The sequence below is a fragment of the Stenotrophomonas sp. 220_Sma genome (genome assembly GCF_056487375.1).
The window spans coordinates 1,493,686-1,508,034 of the sequence record NZ_CM151348.1 but is presented as its reverse complement, the minus strand read 5'-3'; the positions used below and the strand labels follow the sequence as shown (position 1 = coordinate 1,508,034).

Below are 14,349 nucleotides of genomic sequence, written 5' to 3'. Positions count from 1 at the left end.
GACGATTGCCGATGAAGACCCTGCTGTTCCCGTTCGCCGCCGCTCTGGCCCTGGCCGCCTGTTCGCCCTCGAAGGTCGAGTTCCAGATCGACAACCCGACCGACACGCCGCTGGCACTGAGCATCGATGGCAAGGACCTGCCGGTGGCCGCACAGGGCTCGCGCCCGATTTCGCTGGCCGTCGGCGAACATCGCCTGCACACCGAAAAGCTCGGCGACGTGCGCTTCATCGTCTACGTCGACGGTCGTGGCGGCCTGATCAACCCGACCCTGAGCGAGTACGTGATCGCCCGCGAGATCTATGTCACCGACGAGAGCAAGCTGAAGAACTTCGGCACCGGCAAGGCCGGCATCGAGCTGGGCGGCGTCGACTTCGAAGGCCCGTTCGAAAAGAGCCACGAACTGTTCATCGACAAGACCTGGACCTACGGCGTGCACGAGCCCTTCCCGAAGGAAAAGGTGGTGGCCCACGTCGACGCCAGCGGTGGCCAGATCGTGGCCAAGGTGTTCACTGCGCCGGACTTCATCGCTTACGTGGAAGAAGGCATGGGAGAGCCCGGTGCGTTCAAGCGCGAGCAGCCGGCCGGCTACGTGGCCCCGGCGTTCAGCCTGGAACCGGCCCCGGCCAGCCTGCCGGCGCTGGTGCCGGCCTTCGAGGCGCATGCCGCGCCGCTGCGTGAGGTCTATGCGCGCTGGCTGAAGGCCACCACCGCCGATGAACAGAAGGCCCTGCGCAAGCAGGACTTCGCCGCGCAGATGGCCTTCACCTCGGCCACCGCCACCCTGGGCAGCGGGCTGGGCCGGGAGGCCAACGAGGCCTACAACGACTTCGTTTCCCAGCGCAGCCAGCTGATGGGCCGCAGCGCCCTGGTGGTGCCCTGAGCTGACTGGCGCCCCCTGCCCGGCTGCGCTACCGTCGCCTTCCAGACGAAGGCGTACGGGTGGTTTGCACGCATTCGGCTAGAATTCCCCTCTTCTTTACACGACGGCTTCCGATGAATCCGAACTACCTCGACTTCGAGCAACCCATCGCCGACCTGGAAGCCAAGATCCAGGAACTGCGCAACGCCAGTGCCGGGCCGGCGGTCAATGTCGAGGCGGAAGTGCACGCGCTGCAGGACAAGCTGCGCATGCGCACCGCGCAGATCTTCCGCAACCTGACCTCGTGGCAGGTGCTGCAGCTGGCCCGTCATCCGTCGCGCCCGTACACCGCAGACTACCTCCGCGTCATGTTCGATGAGTTCCAGGAGCTGGCCGGCGACCGTGCCTTCGCCGACGACAAGGCCATCATGGGTGGCCTGGCACGCATCAATGGCCGTGCAGTGATGGTGATCGGCCACCAGAAGGGCCGTGACACCAAGGAAAAGATCAAGCGCAACTTCGGCATGCCCAAGCCGGAGGGCTACCGCAAGGCCCTGCGCCTGATGAAGATGGCCGAGCGCTTCGGCCTGCCGGTGCTGACCCTGATCGACACCGCCGGCGCCTGGCCGGGCATCGATGCCGAATCGCGCGGCCAGTCCGAAGCGATCGCGCGCAACCTGATCGAGATGGCCGAACTGAAGGTGCCGATCATCTGCACCGTGATCGGTGAAGGCGGCTCCGGCGGCGCGCTGGCGCTGGGCGTGGGCGACCGCACCGTGATGCTGGAGTACTCGGTGTACTCGACCATCACCCCGGAAGGCTGCGCCTCGATCCTGTGGAAGGATGCCGGCAAGGCCAAGGATGCCGCCGAACAGCTGGGCCTGACCGCCCCGCGCCTGAAGAGCCTGGGCCTGGTCGACAAGGTCGTGCGCGAGCCGACCGGTGGCGCCCACCGCAACCCGACGCAGATGGCCAAGCGCCTGAAGGCGGTGCTGCTGAACGAGCTGGACGCGCTGGACAAGCTGTCCACCGAGCAGCTGCTGGAACAGCGCTACGCCCGCCTGCGCAGCTACGGCACGTACGAAGCGGCCTAAGCCCGGTAGTGCCGGCCGCTGGCCGGCAACACGCAGGTGATTGCAGAAACGAAAGAGCCGGGCAATCGCCCGGCTCTTTCGTTTGCGCCCTGGCGGCATCCACGCATGGCGTGGATCTACCGGGTGCAGATGACCCCGCGTCAGAACGGCTTGGCCAGCACCAGCCACACGATCGGAATGAACGCCAGCAACGGGATCTCGTTGATCCAGCGCAGCGCGCGCGACGACGGCAGCGCCCTGCCCTTAGCCACGCCCTTGAGCAGGCGCCCGATCCAGCTGAAGTACACCAGCAGCAGCACCACCAGCCCCAGCTTGGCATGCAGCCAACCGGCGCCGCCCGAGGCAACCATCGTCGGGAAATCCGGAATGACCTTGTAGCCCAGCCACAGCACCAGGCCCAGCAGGAATGCCAACCCGAACATCGAGTGGCCGAAACGGTACAGGCGCAGGCCCATCAGCTGCAGGCGCTCGGTCACCGCCGGCTGGCCTGCGGTCTCGGCCAGATTCACCAGGATGCGCGGCAGGTAGAACACCGTGGCCATCCACGCCACCACGAACACGATGTGGAAGGTCTTGACCCAGTAATAGCTCTGCATGCGCTCGCTCCGGCGGCTGGCGTAGGTTGGCGGCCATTCTCGCATGCCGTGGCAAGGCCGCCGCAGGCACGCACGCCGCGACACATCGACGCATGGCACGCCGCAACGCCGTACGATAAGCGCCGTTTTCCCCGATCGTGCACCGCCCCATGGACAAGACCTACGACGCCGCCTACTTCCAACGCTGGTACCGACGTGCCGACATCGGTGGCAGCGCCCGCCTGGCACGCAAGGTGGCATTGGCTGTGGCCAGCGCCGAGTACTACCTGGAGCGACCGATCCGCAGCGTGCTGGATATCGGCTGCGGCGAAGGCGCCTGGCGCGCGCCGCTGCTGAAGCTGCGTCCGAAGGTCGAATACCTCGGCTTCGACAGCAGCGAGTACGCTGTGCGCCGCTACGGCCGCACCCGCAACCTGCACCTGGCCCGCTTCGGTGATTTCGCCTGGCTGCGGCCCTGCGCCCCGGTCGACCTGCTGATCTGCTCGGACGTGATGCACTACGTGCCCGACCGTGAGCTGCGTGCCGGACTGGCCGGCGTGGCGGAGCTGACCGGCGGCGTGGCCTTCCTGGAGACCTTCGCCGCCGAGGACGCGTTCGAGGGCGACCACGAGGGTTTCCAGGCCCGCCCGGCGCGCTGGTACCGGCGGACGCTGGCCCGGCACGGTCTGCAGCCGGTAGGGTCGCATTGCTGGCTCGGCCCCGCCCTGGCAGGCGATGCGGCCGCGCTGGAACGGATGTGAATCCGGATTCATTATTTTCAGCCAACTTAACCTGCGGGACACCCGGATGGGATATGCTGCGCGGCAACATATGACCATACATATTCGGTCGTCATGCTCTATCAACTGCACGAACTGACCCGCAACCTGCTCGCCCCCTGGGTGCACCAGGCCCAGGCCAACGCCAGGTTCTTCGCCAACCAGGGCCACTGGTGGTCGCAGATGCCCGGCGCTGATCGCCTGGCGGCGGTCAATGAACTCTTCCATCGCATCGGCAAGGATTACGAGAAGCCCGAGTGGGGCATCAACGAAATCGACGTCGATGGCGAGCGCGTGCCGATCGTCGTGCACGAGGAAGTGAGCAAGCCGTTCTGCAAGCTGCTGCGCTTCAAGCGCCACAGCAATGAAGCCGACCAGCTGCACACCATGCTCAACCAGCCGTTCGTGCTGGTGGTGGCGCCGCTGTCCGGCCACCACGCCACGCTGCTGCGCGATACCGTGCGCACGCTGCTGCGCGACCACCGCGTGTATGTGACCGACTGGGTCGACGCGCGCATGGTGCCGGCCAGCGAAGGCGAGTTCGGCCTGGACGAATACATCGCCTACATCCAGGAGTTCATCCGCCACCTCGGCGTGGAGCGCCTGCACGTGGTGAGTGTGTGCCAGCCGACCGTACCGGTGCTGGCCGCGGTTTCGCTGATGGCCAGCCGTGGCGAGCCGACGCCGCGCACGCTGGTGATGATGGGTGGCCCGATCGATGCACGCTGCAGCCCGACCGCAGTGAACAACCTGGCCACGCAGAACCCGCTGTCGTGGTTCGAGAACAACGTCATCCACACCGTGCCGGCCAGCTATCCCGGCGCCGGCCGTCGCGTGTACCCGGGCTTCCTGCAGCACGCCGGTTTCCTGTCGATGAACCCGAGCCGCCACTTCAGCTCGCACTGGGACTTCTACACCGACCTGGTCAAGGGCGACCTGGAAGACGCCGACGCGCACCGTCGTTTCTACGACGAGTACAACGCGGTGCTGGACATGCCGGCCAAGTACTACCTCGATACCATCCGCGTGGTGTTCCAGGACTTCCTGCTGCCGCGTGGCGAGTGGGTGGTCAACGGCGAGAAGGTCGATCCGTCGGCGATCCGCGACACCGCGCTGCTGAGCATCGAAGGCGAGCTGGACGACATCGCCGGCCTCGGCCAGACCGAAGCCGCGCAGGCGCTGTGCACCGGCATCGACGCTGGCCGCCGTGAGCATTTCATTGTCGAAGGTGCCGGCCACTACGGCATCTTCAGCGGCCGTCGCTGGCGCGAAGTGGTGTACCCGAAGGTGCGCGATTTCTTCGCCGCGCATGCCGAAGCACCGGCGGCGAAGGTCACGAAGAAGAAGAGCAACGTCACCCCGTTGCGGCGAAAGGCGGGGTAACTCGGCCCTGGTGGGCACCGACCTTGGTCGGTACGCCCTGGTAGATGCCAACCTTGGTTGGCGCTCTACCATGAATCCCGGTATCTGATGGATTGTGCCAACCAAGGTTGGCACCTACCGAAGCGTGGATTCCCGCTTACAGCCGCACGAGCAGGTTCTTGGCGATCAGCCCATGCAGCTTGCCGATGCCGCGTGCCAGGTGCATCGTCAGCAGCAGCAGCAGCGCGCCCGCCGCGGCAACCGCGATCGCCACCAGCGGCGAGGCCGCCATCGGCAGTACGTTCACGTCGTTGATGTACACGCCGGGGATGTCGCCACTGAAGATCGCCGCGACCGGCGCCCAGATCAGGCTCAGCGACAGCGACAGCAGCGTCACCGCGATGGTGAAGTAGATGACGCCCAGCGGCAGCATCAGCACGAAGTACAGCAGCGTCAGCCAGGTGCGGCCATCGGTGAACATGTCGCCGATGCGCTGCAGCCAGGTGCGGCTGCGGTCGGTGTAACGCGGACGACGTGGCATGCGCTCGCCCAGCAGCGCTTCCACCAGCCGCCCTTCCAGCAGCGCCAGCCCGCGCACCGAACCGAAGAACAGCACGGTCAGCGGGATGCCGATGATCAGGATCAGCAGGCCCAGCGACAGCGACAGCCCGGTGACCACCCAGGTGAAGAAGAAGGTGCCAGTCGCCAGCGACAGCAACATGTAGAACAGCGCACCATAGGTATGCGGATCGGCCACCACGCCGAAGAAACGCGCCAGCAGCGAGCGCTGCACCGGCGTCGGCGGCGGCGCGGCAGGCTCAACGCCACTCGCTTGCGCGGCCGCACGCAGCATCGGCGCGGTATCCGCACGCGGTGAGCGCAACGCACGGTTCACCGTCACTTCGGTCTCGCGGTAGATTTCGGCTACCTCGTCCGGCGCACCGTAGCTGCCGGCAACGTCGGCGATCACCTCGGCCTCGCTGCGGCCGGGCTGCGCCGCCAGCTCCGAGCGCAGGTATTCCTCGGCGTCGTACAGCGCGTCCTGCACCATCGCCGGGTCGGCGCCTTCCAATGACGCGCGCAGCTGCGCCAGGTACTGCGGGATGGTCGTGGGCAGGGCTCGGCCTGCCAGGCTCGGGTCGTTCATTGCGGTACCCCCTCCAACACGGAATCGACGGAATCGCGTGTGGCCTGCCAGGCTTGGCGCCATTGCGCCAGCACCTCGCGGCCACGTTCATTGATGCGGTAGTAGCGCCGCGGCGGCCCGCTGCTGGACGGCTCCACATGGCTTTCCAGCAGGCCGGCGCCCTCCAGATTGCGCAGCACCGGGTACAGCGCGCTCTGCTTGCCGCTCAGCACGCCCTCGCCCACCCGCTCCAGCTCCTTGGCAATGAGGTAGCCGTACAGCGGCTCCCCGGCCCGGGCCAGCACCGCCAGCAGGGCCAGCGACACCGTCCCGGCGCTGAGCTCCTTCTGGAACTTCTTCAGCTGGACATCGTCCTCGGACATGACCGGCCCTCCACTACGTTGAAGTCCACAGTAGTGCGAAGTTCGGTATAGCGAATGTGTCGTTAGTCACTCTGCCGGTTGGCGTGGATCGGCTGACCACCTGGCCGGCAGGCCCATTGGCTTGCTTGTCCCTCTGCGAGCCGCGGCATACCGTCGCCTTCCAACAGCGCAGCGGCTGATCCAGCTCCTGCGAGCACGACGATCCCGGGAATATCCACTTATGACTGAGTTTTATTATTGCGACTTCTGGTTTGGCGTAAAGAAGTCCGCCCGAAACATAATCAGTGAATCCGAGGCCAAAGCGAGACATGAGAGCCGGACCCGCTACACGGTTCTCGTTGGCTCCCCCACCACGCCATCAGCGATTATCGATGTGCTGTTGGACAAAGAAATGATTGGCGTCGACTTTCTTGATGAACATCTAAGGAAACGCCTGACCTACCAGTTCCACGAGGTAAAACCAGGAATGCTCTTCCTGAGCATGGCCGTGTACCGGGAGTTCGCTGAAACGAGCGACAACGTTGCTGAAGGAACCTGCTATATCTTCAACGAAGATGGTCGGCTCACCATAGAGAATTTCTCGCCCCATCATGTGGAAGAGTGTTCAACTACGCACGACCCAATAGGCAACTACGAGCCTGTTCCTGTCTTCGGCCATTACTCCGCTCTAATTGCAGAAGAAAGATAGACGTTGATGCCAGACCGATTGAATCGTCCAAGAGGCGGCGCGCAGGCTGACGCGATTGCCCTACATATCGCTTGGCGATGTGGTCTCTAGTCGCGCAGAATCGAAGCCTCGTTCATGTTCCGGGGTTCCCATGCCGCACCGTCGTCGCCTTGCCCTGACCGCCCTCGCCCTGTCCTGCCTGCTGCCCGCCCTGGCCAGTGCGGCCACGCCGTACCGCAGCCCGCAGCAGATCCTCGATGCTTCGGCGGCCAGCGACTGGCGCACGCCCGACCCGGCCAACCTGCTGTACATGGACCTGCCGGCCGGGCGGGTGATCATCGAGCTGGCACCGCAGTTCGCCCCGCGTCATGTCGCCAACATCCAGACGTTCGCCCACGAGCACTTCTGGGACGGCACCAGCATCTACCGTTCGCAGGACAACTTCGTGGTGCAGTTCGGCGATGCCGACGCCGATGACGCGGCCAAGGCCAAGCCGTTCGGCAGCGCCGCGCGCAAGCTGCCGGCCGAGTTCGAACGCGCCAGCACCGGACTGAAGGTGAGCGTGCTGCCGGATCGCGATGGCTGGGCCGCGCAGACCGGATTCGTCGACGGTTTCCCGGTAGGCCAGGACCCGCAGGCCGGCAAGGCCTGGCTGGCGCACTGCTACGGCATGCTGGGCGCCGGCCGCAGCAACGAGGAAGACAGCAGCATCGGCGCCGAACTCTATGTGGTAACCGGCCAGTCGCCGCGCCAGCTGGACCGCAACATCACCCTGGTCGGCCGCGTGCTGAAGGGCATGGAACTGCTCAGCGCGACCCCGCGCGGCCCGGCGCCGATGGGCTTCTACACCGATCCGAAGCTGCGCACGCCGATCGTGTCGATCCGCCGCGCCAGCGATGTGCCGGCGGCCGAGCGCACGCCGATCCAGGTGCTGCGCACTGATTCAAAGACGTTCGCCGATACGGTCGAAGCGCGACGCAATCGTGTGGACGATTTCTACAAGCGCCCGGCGGGGCATATCGATCTTTGCAATATTCCGGTGCCGGTGCGGTGATGGTTTCCGCACGTTACGCGTGCTGAAGGCGCTTCATCGTTCATGGGCGTTACTTTTCTTTTCGCGCGAAAAGAAAAGTAACCAAAAGAAACGCGCCGCCAGGTCGCGAGCCGCCGTGCTTCGCACGCCGATCCCCTGCGCTTCTCGGTGAATCAGGGGGCGGTGCCGAACTCGCTGCGCTCAGACATCGGCACCTCTTCGCCCCTGATTCCCCTGCGATGCTCGGCTCGCTCAAGGCGGACTGGAAGGTCAAGATCAACCGCAAAAGCATCCACGCATGGCGTGGATCTACTGGGTGCAGCTGTGGCCTTTGATCTGGGTCCGCCTTGAGCGAGCCGAGCACCGCAGGTCCGGCGAGGGCGAAGAAGCGCGGGTGTCTGAGCGCAGCGAGTTCCCGCGCCGTCCCTCGACGGGCCGAGGAGCGCAGGGCACCGATGCGCAGCATCGGCTCGTGACCGGCGGAACGTTTCTTTTGGTTACTTTTCTTTGCGTACAAAGAAAAGTAACGCCCATGAACAATGAAGCGCCTTCAGCACGCGCCACGTGCAAAACACCTCAACCCTTCTGACTCACCGCCACACTACCCAGGATCAACGCACCGGCAATCAACATCTGCACCGTCACCGCTTCCCCCAGGAACAACCACGCGAACGCCGCGCCGAACAGCGGAATCAGATAGGTCACGGTCGACGCACGCGACGGGCCGATACGGCCGATCAAACGATAGAACATCAGGAACGCCAGGCCGGTACAGGCCACGCCCAGGGCAATCGCCGCGCCCCACGCCTTGGCCGGAATCGCCGCCTGCGGCCAGTGGCTGACCGCCATCGGCAGCATCCACAGCGAAGCACAGGACAGCGTTGCCGCCGCAGCAGCCGCCGACGGCAGCCCGGTCATGTGCCGCTTCACCAGGTTCACGCCCAGACCGTACAGCAGCGAGGCCGCCGCACCGGCCAGCACCGCGGTGCCGATACTCAGGCCAGAGACCTTGGCCGTGGCCAGTACCACCACGCCGGCGAATCCGACCAGCAACGCGCCAGCACGGCGCATGCCGATCTTCTCACCGAAGAACAGGAAGGCGATCAGCGCGGCGAACAGCACCGTCATCGCATTGCAGATCGCACCGATCGCGGCCGGTGCCTGTTCGGCGGCATAGGCGAACAGCACGAACGGCAGCGCCGAGTTGATCAAGCCGATCGGTGCCAGCCACAGCCAGCGCCGCGGCGGAAACTGCGCACGCGCCCGCCACAGGAACGGCAGCAGCACCAGCGCACCCAGCACCAGCCGCACCTCGACCAGCGCGAACGGGCCGAATGACGGCACCGCCACCCGCATGAACAGGAACGAGCAGCCCCAGATGGCGCCCAGCAGGGTCAATTCCAGCGGCGTGCGCCAGTCGCGCTCGGCCACCTGTGGGACCGCATTCATGCCCTGCCTCCGTCCATCGTCTGTTCCTCGCCAAGGCAGACAGGATCGGGCGCAGACGCCCGCCGCACAAGCGCGTAGTATCGCTGCCAGCCACAAATATGGTTTGAGGCTCGACATGCAGCTACGCCCTTCCCTGCTCCCCGCACTGGCCGTGTTCGCGGTCGCCGCGCGCCACCAGAACTTCGCCCAGGCCGCGCAGGAACTGCACCTGACCGCCAGCGCGGTCAGCCACCATGTGCGCCGCCTGGAGGAGGTGCTGGAGACCCGGCTGTTCCTGCGCCACGCCCGTGGCGTGCGCCTGACTGCCGAGGGCCGGCAGCTGGCCGACGCCGCCAGCGCCGCCTTCTCCGATGTCGCGGCCGTCGCCCATCACCTGCAACCGGATGCCGACAGCGTGCCGTTGCGGATCACCACGCTGCGCTCGCTGTCCTACTGCTGGTTGCTGCCACGGCTGCCACGCTTCACCCAGGCCTATCCGCACATCCGAATCGAACTGCACACCGGCAGCGGGCTGGACCGCTACGACGACAACGGTCCGGAAGTCGGTATCCGCTATGGCCTGGGCCAATGGCCGGGCCTGCGTGCGCAGCACCTGATGGACGACTACCTGTTCCCGGTGGCCTCACCGGCACTGGCCGGAGTCGAAGCGCTGGTCGATCCGGCGCGCATCGCCGACCTGCCGCTGCTGACCGATCTGTCGCCGCAGGGCTGGCGTGACTGGTTCCGCCATGCCGGCGTGCGCCCGCCGTCGCCACTGCCGCCGATGCACACCTTCGCCGACAGTACCGATGCGATGCGTGCTGCGGTGTACGGCATGGGCGCGGTGCTGGCACGCACCCACATCGCGCAGCCCTACCTGCAGCGCTACGAAGTGGTACGCCTGCCCGGCCCGGCACTGAAAGCGCGCTATGCGTATCACGTAGTGCACGCCGAAGGGCAACCGCCGAGCCACGCCGCGCGCCTGTTCATCGACTGGTTGCTGGAGCAGGCGCAGGACGAACGCACGCCGATTCCCGCGTTGCCGGAAAGCCTGCTCGGGCGCCCGGCCACGCACGGCTGACTGCGCCCTCACCCGCTCTTTGCTTCACGCTGGCTAGGCTGCAGGCAACCCCACACCGTATCAACGCCATGGCCATGCTGCGACTGCGCATCACCGGAACCGAAGACGACGCCCGCGCGATCAGCGACCTGCTGCTCGGCCTGGAGGGCATCGAACATGTCGAGGAAACCGACGACCTGATGCCGCACATGGACGACGACGATTCCAGTTCGGCCGGGCTGTCCGATGACATCGGCCCGGGCATCCACGAACTGGAAGTGGAAGTCGGCAACGAAAGTACCGCGCAGAAGGTGCGCGATGCGGTGCAGGAACTGGCGCTGGAGCTGGATGTGTTCGTCGAGTACGAGACCGACGAGGGCTGATGCCGGCGGGCTGCCGGCATCGACCTTTTCCTCAAAGGGTGGGCGGCAGCGTGCGACGGCGGCGACGCCACCACGCCCGGATACCCCAGGCCACGACCAGGGCCAGCACGCCCACCGGCAGCAACGCTGCGACCGCGCGGATCAGGAACGCAACGCTGGTGCTGAGGATGCTGCCCGACTCGCTCAGCGCCTCACCGATCTCGCTGCGACTGCGCTGGCCCGAGGTGGTGTCGAAGTGCATCGTGACCAGCTGTGTATCGATGCGCCGGCGCTGCTGCGCGGCATCCTTGTTGGCCTGCTCGACACCCGCCTCGATCTCCGACAGCCGCGTGGTGATCGCCATCAGGTCTTCGATCTTCAGGTCCTTGCGGTCCTGGTAGGACAGCAGCCGCGCGTGTTCCTTCTCCAGCCGCGCCTTGGTCAGTGCCGTATCGGCCACCGCCTGCGCGAGGTCCTCGGCACGCGTGTTGCGCGACTGCAGTTTGCCACCTTCACCGGCCATCGCGATCAACGGCTCGGCGCCCTTCGGCGCGATGCGTACCTTGACCTCGCCGCTGGGCTGCTCGCCACTGCGCTGGTCGACCTGCAGCACCGCGCAGTCACCGAACTTCGCGCTCTGGCAGGCCTGTGCCACCTGCTGGATGCGGGGTGCGATCTGCGCCGCTTCCAGCTGCACCTGCACGTCGTGTTCGTAGGCGAGGAATGCGCCCTCCGGTGAAGCAACGGCCGCTTCGGCGGCAGTAGCGCCTGCATCGGCCGCCACATCGCCGTGTTTGGCGCAGGCTGCCAATGCAAGCAGCAGCACCGGCATCGCCACCACGCGCGTCCACGCGTGCAGCGGCCTCACAGTGCCGCTCCGTCGTAGGACATGACGGCCAATGTGGCCAGATCCACCTGCGGTACGCAGCGCACGTTCACCGCCACCATCGGCGTGCCGGTGCGCGGATCCACCGCTTCACTGTACGGCGCGACGCCACACTCGCGGCAGTGGTGGTGATCGATATGCGCCTTGTTGAAATGATAGGTGGCCACGTCCGCCGGATCGGTGGTCAGCTGGAACGCCTCGCGCGGGGCGAACCACAGCAGGCTGCCGCGGCGGCGGCACATCGAGCAGTTGCAGTCGATGACATCGCTGATTGGCGCCTCGGCCTGTACGGTGAATGCGATCCTGCCGCAATGGCAGCTTCCCTGGTATTCCATGTCCTGCGCTCCGCTGGAGAGTCCCTGTCTGCGCCCATGGTAATCCTATGGCACGGGGACAAAGCAGCCCCGGGGCCCTATGCTCGGGGTTTGACCCTGTACAGGAACGCCGATGCGCCCGCATCTCCTTGCCCTCGCCCTGGTCGCCGCCCTGGCCGGTTGCCAGCCGGCCGACGCCCCGACCAACGGTTCCACCCCGGCCGCCAGCCAGCAGGCCGGTGACGCGGCGGTCGATGCCGCCTTCGCCGACCTGTCCAAGCGCGCCCTGGACACCTGGATGCAGCTTTCGCCGGTCAGCGCCACCCAGATCGGTGACCACCGCTACGACAGCGAGCTGGACGACCTGAGCGCCGCCGGCCAGCAGAAGACCGTGGCCGCCTACAAGGCATTGCTGGGCGAGCTGGACAAGATCGAGGTGGCCAAGCTGGGCCGCGAGAACCAGGTGGACGCAGCGATCCTGCGCAACCAGCTGCAGTCGGAAATCTGGAACGCCGAAGTGCTGCAGTCCGGCAAGTGGGACCCGCAGCTGTACAACGGCATCGCCGGCAGCGCGATCTACGGCCTGATGGCGCGCGAGTTCGCGCCGCTGCCGGAGCGCCTGAAGTCGGCCACCGCACGCATGGAAAAGCTGCCGGCGATCTTCGCCCAGGCCCGCGAGAACCTGGATCCGGCCCGCGTGCCGAAGATCCATGCCGAGACGGTGGCCAAGCAGAACAAGGGCATCCTCAGCATCGTCGATACCTTCATCACCCCGCACATCGGTGAACTGCCGCAGGCCGACCAGCAGCGCCTGCAGGCCGCCATCGACGGCCTGAAGAAGGCCGTGGACGAACAGCAGACCTGGCTGGACAAGACCCTGGTGCCGAATGCCAAGGGCGACTTCCGCATCGGTGCGGAAAAGTACGACCAGAAGCTGAAGTTCGCGCTGAGCTCCTCGCTGTCGCGCCAGGAGATCGGTGAGCGTGCACGCGCCGAACTCAAGCGCGTGCGCGAAGACATGTACGGCATCGCGCAGACCGTGCTGAAGGACAAGCCGGGTGCGCCGGAAATGCCGGCCCAGCCGACCGACGAGCAGCAGCAGAAGGCGATCGAGGCGGCACTGGAACTGGCCTACGCCGACAAGCCAGCGCGCGACAAGGTGGTCGACGATGCGAAGGCCGCGCTGGAGCAGTCCACCGCGTTCGTGCGCGAGCACGACCTGGTGACCCTGCCCGATGCGCCGGTGGACATCATCCTGATGCCGGAATTCCAGCGTGGCGTGGCCGTGGCCTACTGCGATTCGCCGGGCCCGCTGGACAAGAACCTGAAGACCTTCTACGCCGTGTCGCCGATTCCGGACGACTGGAACGAGAAGCAGGTCGACTCGTTCCTGCGTGAATACAACTCGCGCATGATCCACCTGCTGAGCATCCACGAAGGCACCCCGGGCCACTACCTGGAAGGCTGGCACTCGGCCAAGTTCCCCTCGACCCTGCGTGCGGTGCTGCGTTCGGGCCTGTTCGCCGAAGGCTGGGCGGTCTACACCGAGCGCATGATGCAGGAGCAGGGTTACCTCAACAACGACCCGCTGTTCCACCTGGTACAGCTGAAGTTCTACCTGCGCACGATCTCCAACGCGATCCTCGACCAGGGCGTGCACGTGGACAACTGGGATCGCGAAAAGGCGATGCACCTGATGACCCACGACGCGTTCCAGCAGGAAAGCGAAGCCGCCGGCAAGTGGGTGCGCGCGCAGCTGACGTCGGCGCAGCTGCCGACCTACTTCGTCGGTGCGCAGGAACACTTCGACACCCGCAAGGCGGTGCAGGAGAAGCTGGGCGACAAGTTCAACCTGAAGGCCTACCACGACCAGGTGCTGTCCTACGGCGCCCCGCCGGTGCGTTTCGCACGCCAGCTGATGCTGGACCAGCCGATCGAGTGATCGGGACGGTGTGAGATGAAGCGGAGCGGCCCGGGGAAACCCGGGCCGCTTTTTTTATTCGCCCCTGCTTGGGCTACTGCCGGGTCAGAGCAGATGGATGTACATTTTCTTTGAGCCCAGCCGCAGATCCACGAAGTACTCGGCACCACAGCCACGACAGGCTGCAGGGCAATCCTCATCGCTGCCCCGCTCGTTTTCCAATGAGCCAGCCACTACCGGGTATCCGCACTCGAAACAGTTGAAAGCCACATGGTTGCCATGCGGATCAGCAGGGATCTCGTCACCCTCACCGTCCATCACGAGAAAATCAGTGATTCTCATCGCCACTCCCTCCGGCTGAATTGATGACGACAGACTAGCCGACTCTTGAGCTTCAGGCGCCACTCCGGTCCTGAACACCTGCAAACCGGGCCTGTGCGGCCTCACAACTGGCAAACGACTCCGGGCGCATCGTTCGCATCGCCTCCCCGTCCCTGCA

General features: G+C 65.8%; 17 protein-coding genes. 10 read left to right on the top strand and 7 right to left on the bottom strand.

What is annotated here, in order from left to right; all coding sequences use genetic code 11:
* Positions 1–11: 11 nt before the first annotated feature.
* Both ACZLIB_RS07145 and ACZLIB_RS07140 read left to right on the top strand, forming a co-directional pair.
* Positions 12–881: a hypothetical protein gene (locus ACZLIB_RS07145; protein WP_478469492.1), complete on the top strand. Its 870-nt coding sequence runs from the start codon at positions 12–14 to the stop codon at positions 879–881.
* 113 nt (positions 882–994) lie between these two features.
* The gene (locus ACZLIB_RS07140) at positions 995–1,954 is read left to right on the top strand and encodes an acetyl-CoA carboxylase carboxyltransferase subunit alpha (protein ID WP_032128332.1); all 960 of its coding nucleotides are present in this window, start codon (positions 995–997) and stop codon (positions 1,952–1,954) included.
* Between the two features lie 140 nt (positions 1,955–2,094).
* On the opposite strand, the gene ACZLIB_RS07135 is transcribed toward ACZLIB_RS07140, so the two are convergent.
* Positions 2,095–2,550, bottom strand: coding sequence for a CopD family protein (locus ACZLIB_RS07135; RefSeq protein WP_032128333.1), 456 nt, complete (start codon positions 2,548–2,550; stop codon positions 2,095–2,097).
* Between the two features lie 149 nt (positions 2,551–2,699).
* Here ACZLIB_RS07135 and ACZLIB_RS07130 point away from each other — a divergent pair, with 149 nt between their 5' ends.
* Together ACZLIB_RS07130 and ACZLIB_RS07125 are read left to right on the top strand one after the other, a co-directional pair.
* Positions 2,700–3,290, top strand: a complete 591-nt coding sequence (locus tag ACZLIB_RS07130; protein WP_032128334.1) for a class I SAM-dependent DNA methyltransferase — start codon at positions 2,700–2,702, stop codon at positions 3,288–3,290.
* Positions 3,291–3,383: 93 nt separating this feature from the next.
* Positions 3,384–4,691 carry a polyhydroxyalkanoate depolymerase gene (locus tag ACZLIB_RS07125; protein ID WP_478469491.1) on the top strand — a complete coding sequence of 436 codons (1,308 nt, stop codon included), beginning with the start codon at positions 3,384–3,386 and terminating at the stop codon, positions 4,689–4,691.
* A 136-nt stretch (positions 4,692–4,827) separates the two neighbouring features.
* Here ACZLIB_RS07125 and ACZLIB_RS07120 read toward each other — a convergent pair whose 3' ends face one another.
* Positions 4,828–5,817 (bottom strand): sensor domain-containing protein, encoded by a 990-nt coding sequence (locus ACZLIB_RS07120; protein ID WP_478469490.1) that lies wholly within the window; start codon positions 5,815–5,817, stop codon positions 4,828–4,830.
* A complete protein-coding gene (locus tag ACZLIB_RS07115) occupies positions 5,814–6,179 on the bottom strand; it encodes a PadR family transcriptional regulator (protein WP_032128337.1) in 366 nt (121 codons plus the stop codon). The genes ACZLIB_RS07120 and ACZLIB_RS07115 overlap by 4 nt, the downstream gene beginning before the upstream one ends.
* 220 nt (positions 6,180–6,399) lie before the next feature.
* On the opposite strand from ACZLIB_RS07115, the gene ACZLIB_RS07110 reads away from it, so the two are divergent.
* From ACZLIB_RS07110 to ACZLIB_RS07100, 3 genes are all read left to right on the top strand, one after another.
* Positions 6,400–6,867, top strand: a complete 468-nt coding sequence (locus ACZLIB_RS07110) for a hypothetical protein (RefSeq protein WP_478469489.1) — start codon at positions 6,400–6,402, stop codon at positions 6,865–6,867.
* A 130-nt stretch (positions 6,868–6,997) separates the two neighbouring features.
* On the top strand, positions 6,998–7,900 hold the full coding sequence (locus ACZLIB_RS07105; protein ID WP_478469487.1) for a peptidylprolyl isomerase: 903 nt from the start codon (positions 6,998–7,000) through the stop codon (positions 7,898–7,900).
* Between the two features lie 277 nt (positions 7,901–8,177).
* Complete coding sequence (locus ACZLIB_RS07100) at positions 8,178–8,468, top strand: hypothetical protein (protein ID WP_153856883.1); 291 nt, start codon at positions 8,178–8,180, stop codon at positions 8,466–8,468.
* Here ACZLIB_RS07100 and ACZLIB_RS07095 read toward each other — a convergent pair.
* Entirely contained in the window at positions 8,456–9,328 is an 873-nt protein-coding gene (locus tag ACZLIB_RS07095) for a DMT family transporter (RefSeq protein WP_049461770.1), read from the bottom strand. The genes ACZLIB_RS07100 and ACZLIB_RS07095 overlap by 13 nt on opposite strands.
* Positions 9,329–9,443: 115 nt before the next feature.
* On the opposite strand from ACZLIB_RS07095, the gene ACZLIB_RS07090 reads away from it, so the two are divergent.
* Positions 9,444–10,388, top strand: coding sequence for a LysR substrate-binding domain-containing protein (locus tag ACZLIB_RS07090; protein WP_110711693.1), 945 nt, complete (start codon positions 9,444–9,446; stop codon positions 10,386–10,388).
* Positions 10,389–10,456: 68 nt separating this feature from the next.
* Positions 10,457–10,750 carry a hypothetical protein gene (locus ACZLIB_RS07085; RefSeq protein ID WP_005408721.1) on the top strand — a complete coding sequence of 98 codons (294 nt, stop codon included), beginning with the start codon at positions 10,457–10,459 and terminating at the stop codon, positions 10,748–10,750.
* Positions 10,751–10,781: 31 nt separating this feature from the next.
* On the opposite strand, the gene ACZLIB_RS07080 is transcribed toward ACZLIB_RS07085, so the two are convergent.
* Positions 10,782–11,561 (bottom strand): DUF4349 domain-containing protein, encoded by a 780-nt coding sequence (locus ACZLIB_RS07080; RefSeq protein ID WP_153856900.1) that lies wholly within the window; start codon positions 11,559–11,561, stop codon positions 10,782–10,784.
* A 32-nt stretch (positions 11,562–11,593) separates the two neighbouring features.
* The gene (locus tag ACZLIB_RS07075; protein WP_110711692.1) at positions 11,594–11,950 is read right to left on the bottom strand and encodes a GFA family protein; all 357 of its coding nucleotides are present in this window, start codon (positions 11,948–11,950) and stop codon (positions 11,594–11,596) included.
* Between the two features lie 112 nt (positions 11,951–12,062).
* Here ACZLIB_RS07075 and ACZLIB_RS07070 point away from each other — a divergent pair, with 112 nt between their 5' ends.
* Entirely contained in the window at positions 12,063–13,871 is a 1,809-nt protein-coding gene (locus ACZLIB_RS07070) for a DUF885 domain-containing protein (RefSeq protein ID WP_014036483.1), read from the top strand.
* Positions 13,872–13,955: 84 nt separating this feature from the next.
* Here the strand turns inward: ACZLIB_RS07070 and ACZLIB_RS07065 are convergent, their stop codons facing one another.
* Positions 13,956–14,192, bottom strand: a complete 237-nt coding sequence (locus ACZLIB_RS07065; RefSeq protein ID WP_049399572.1) for a hypothetical protein — start codon at positions 14,190–14,192, stop codon at positions 13,956–13,958.
* Between the last annotated feature and the right edge of the window lie 157 nt (positions 14,193–14,349).

Bases quoted from the DNA above. Each gene is read 5' to 3' on its own strand.
- ACZLIB_RS07145 (WP_478469492.1), top strand. From the start codon at position 12: ATGAAGACCCTGCTGTTCCCGTTCGCCGCCGCTCTGGCCCTGGCCGCC.
- ACZLIB_RS07140 (WP_032128332.1), top strand. From the start codon at position 995: ATGAATCCGAACTACCTCGACTTCGAGCAACCCATCGCCGACCTGGAA.
- ACZLIB_RS07135 (WP_032128333.1), bottom strand. From the start codon at position 2,550: ATGCAGAGCTATTACTGGGTCAAGACCTTCCACATCGTGTTCGTGGTG.
- ACZLIB_RS07130 (WP_032128334.1), top strand. From the start codon at position 2,700: ATGGACAAGACCTACGACGCCGCCTACTTCCAACGCTGGTACCGACGT.
- ACZLIB_RS07125 (WP_478469491.1), top strand. From the start codon at position 3,384: ATGCTCTATCAACTGCACGAACTGACCCGCAACCTGCTCGCCCCCTGG.
- ACZLIB_RS07120 (WP_478469490.1), bottom strand. From the start codon at position 5,817: ATGAACGACCCGAGCCTGGCAGGCCGAGCCCTGCCCACGACCATCCCG.
- ACZLIB_RS07115 (WP_032128337.1), bottom strand. From the start codon at position 6,179: ATGTCCGAGGACGATGTCCAGCTGAAGAAGTTCCAGAAGGAGCTCAGC.
- ACZLIB_RS07110 (WP_478469489.1), top strand. From the start codon at position 6,400: ATGACTGAGTTTTATTATTGCGACTTCTGGTTTGGCGTAAAGAAGTCC.
- ACZLIB_RS07105 (WP_478469487.1), top strand. From the start codon at position 6,998: ATGCCGCACCGTCGTCGCCTTGCCCTGACCGCCCTCGCCCTGTCCTGC.
- ACZLIB_RS07100 (WP_153856883.1), top strand. From the start codon at position 8,178: ATGGCGTGGATCTACTGGGTGCAGCTGTGGCCTTTGATCTGGGTCCGC.
- ACZLIB_RS07095 (WP_049461770.1), bottom strand. From the start codon at position 9,328: ATGAATGCGGTCCCACAGGTGGCCGAGCGCGACTGGCGCACGCCGCTG.
- ACZLIB_RS07090 (WP_110711693.1), top strand. From the start codon at position 9,444: ATGCAGCTACGCCCTTCCCTGCTCCCCGCACTGGCCGTGTTCGCGGTC.
- ACZLIB_RS07085 (WP_005408721.1), top strand. From the start codon at position 10,457: ATGGCCATGCTGCGACTGCGCATCACCGGAACCGAAGACGACGCCCGC.
- ACZLIB_RS07080 (WP_153856900.1), bottom strand. From the start codon at position 11,561: ATGCCGGTGCTGCTGCTTGCATTGGCAGCCTGCGCCAAACACGGCGAT.
- ACZLIB_RS07075 (WP_110711692.1), bottom strand. From the start codon at position 11,950: ATGGAATACCAGGGAAGCTGCCATTGCGGCAGGATCGCATTCACCGTA.
- ACZLIB_RS07070 (WP_014036483.1), top strand. From the start codon at position 12,063: ATGCGCCCGCATCTCCTTGCCCTCGCCCTGGTCGCCGCCCTGGCCGGT.
- ACZLIB_RS07065 (WP_049399572.1), bottom strand. From the start codon at position 14,192: ATGAGAATCACTGATTTTCTCGTGATGGACGGTGAGGGTGACGAGATC.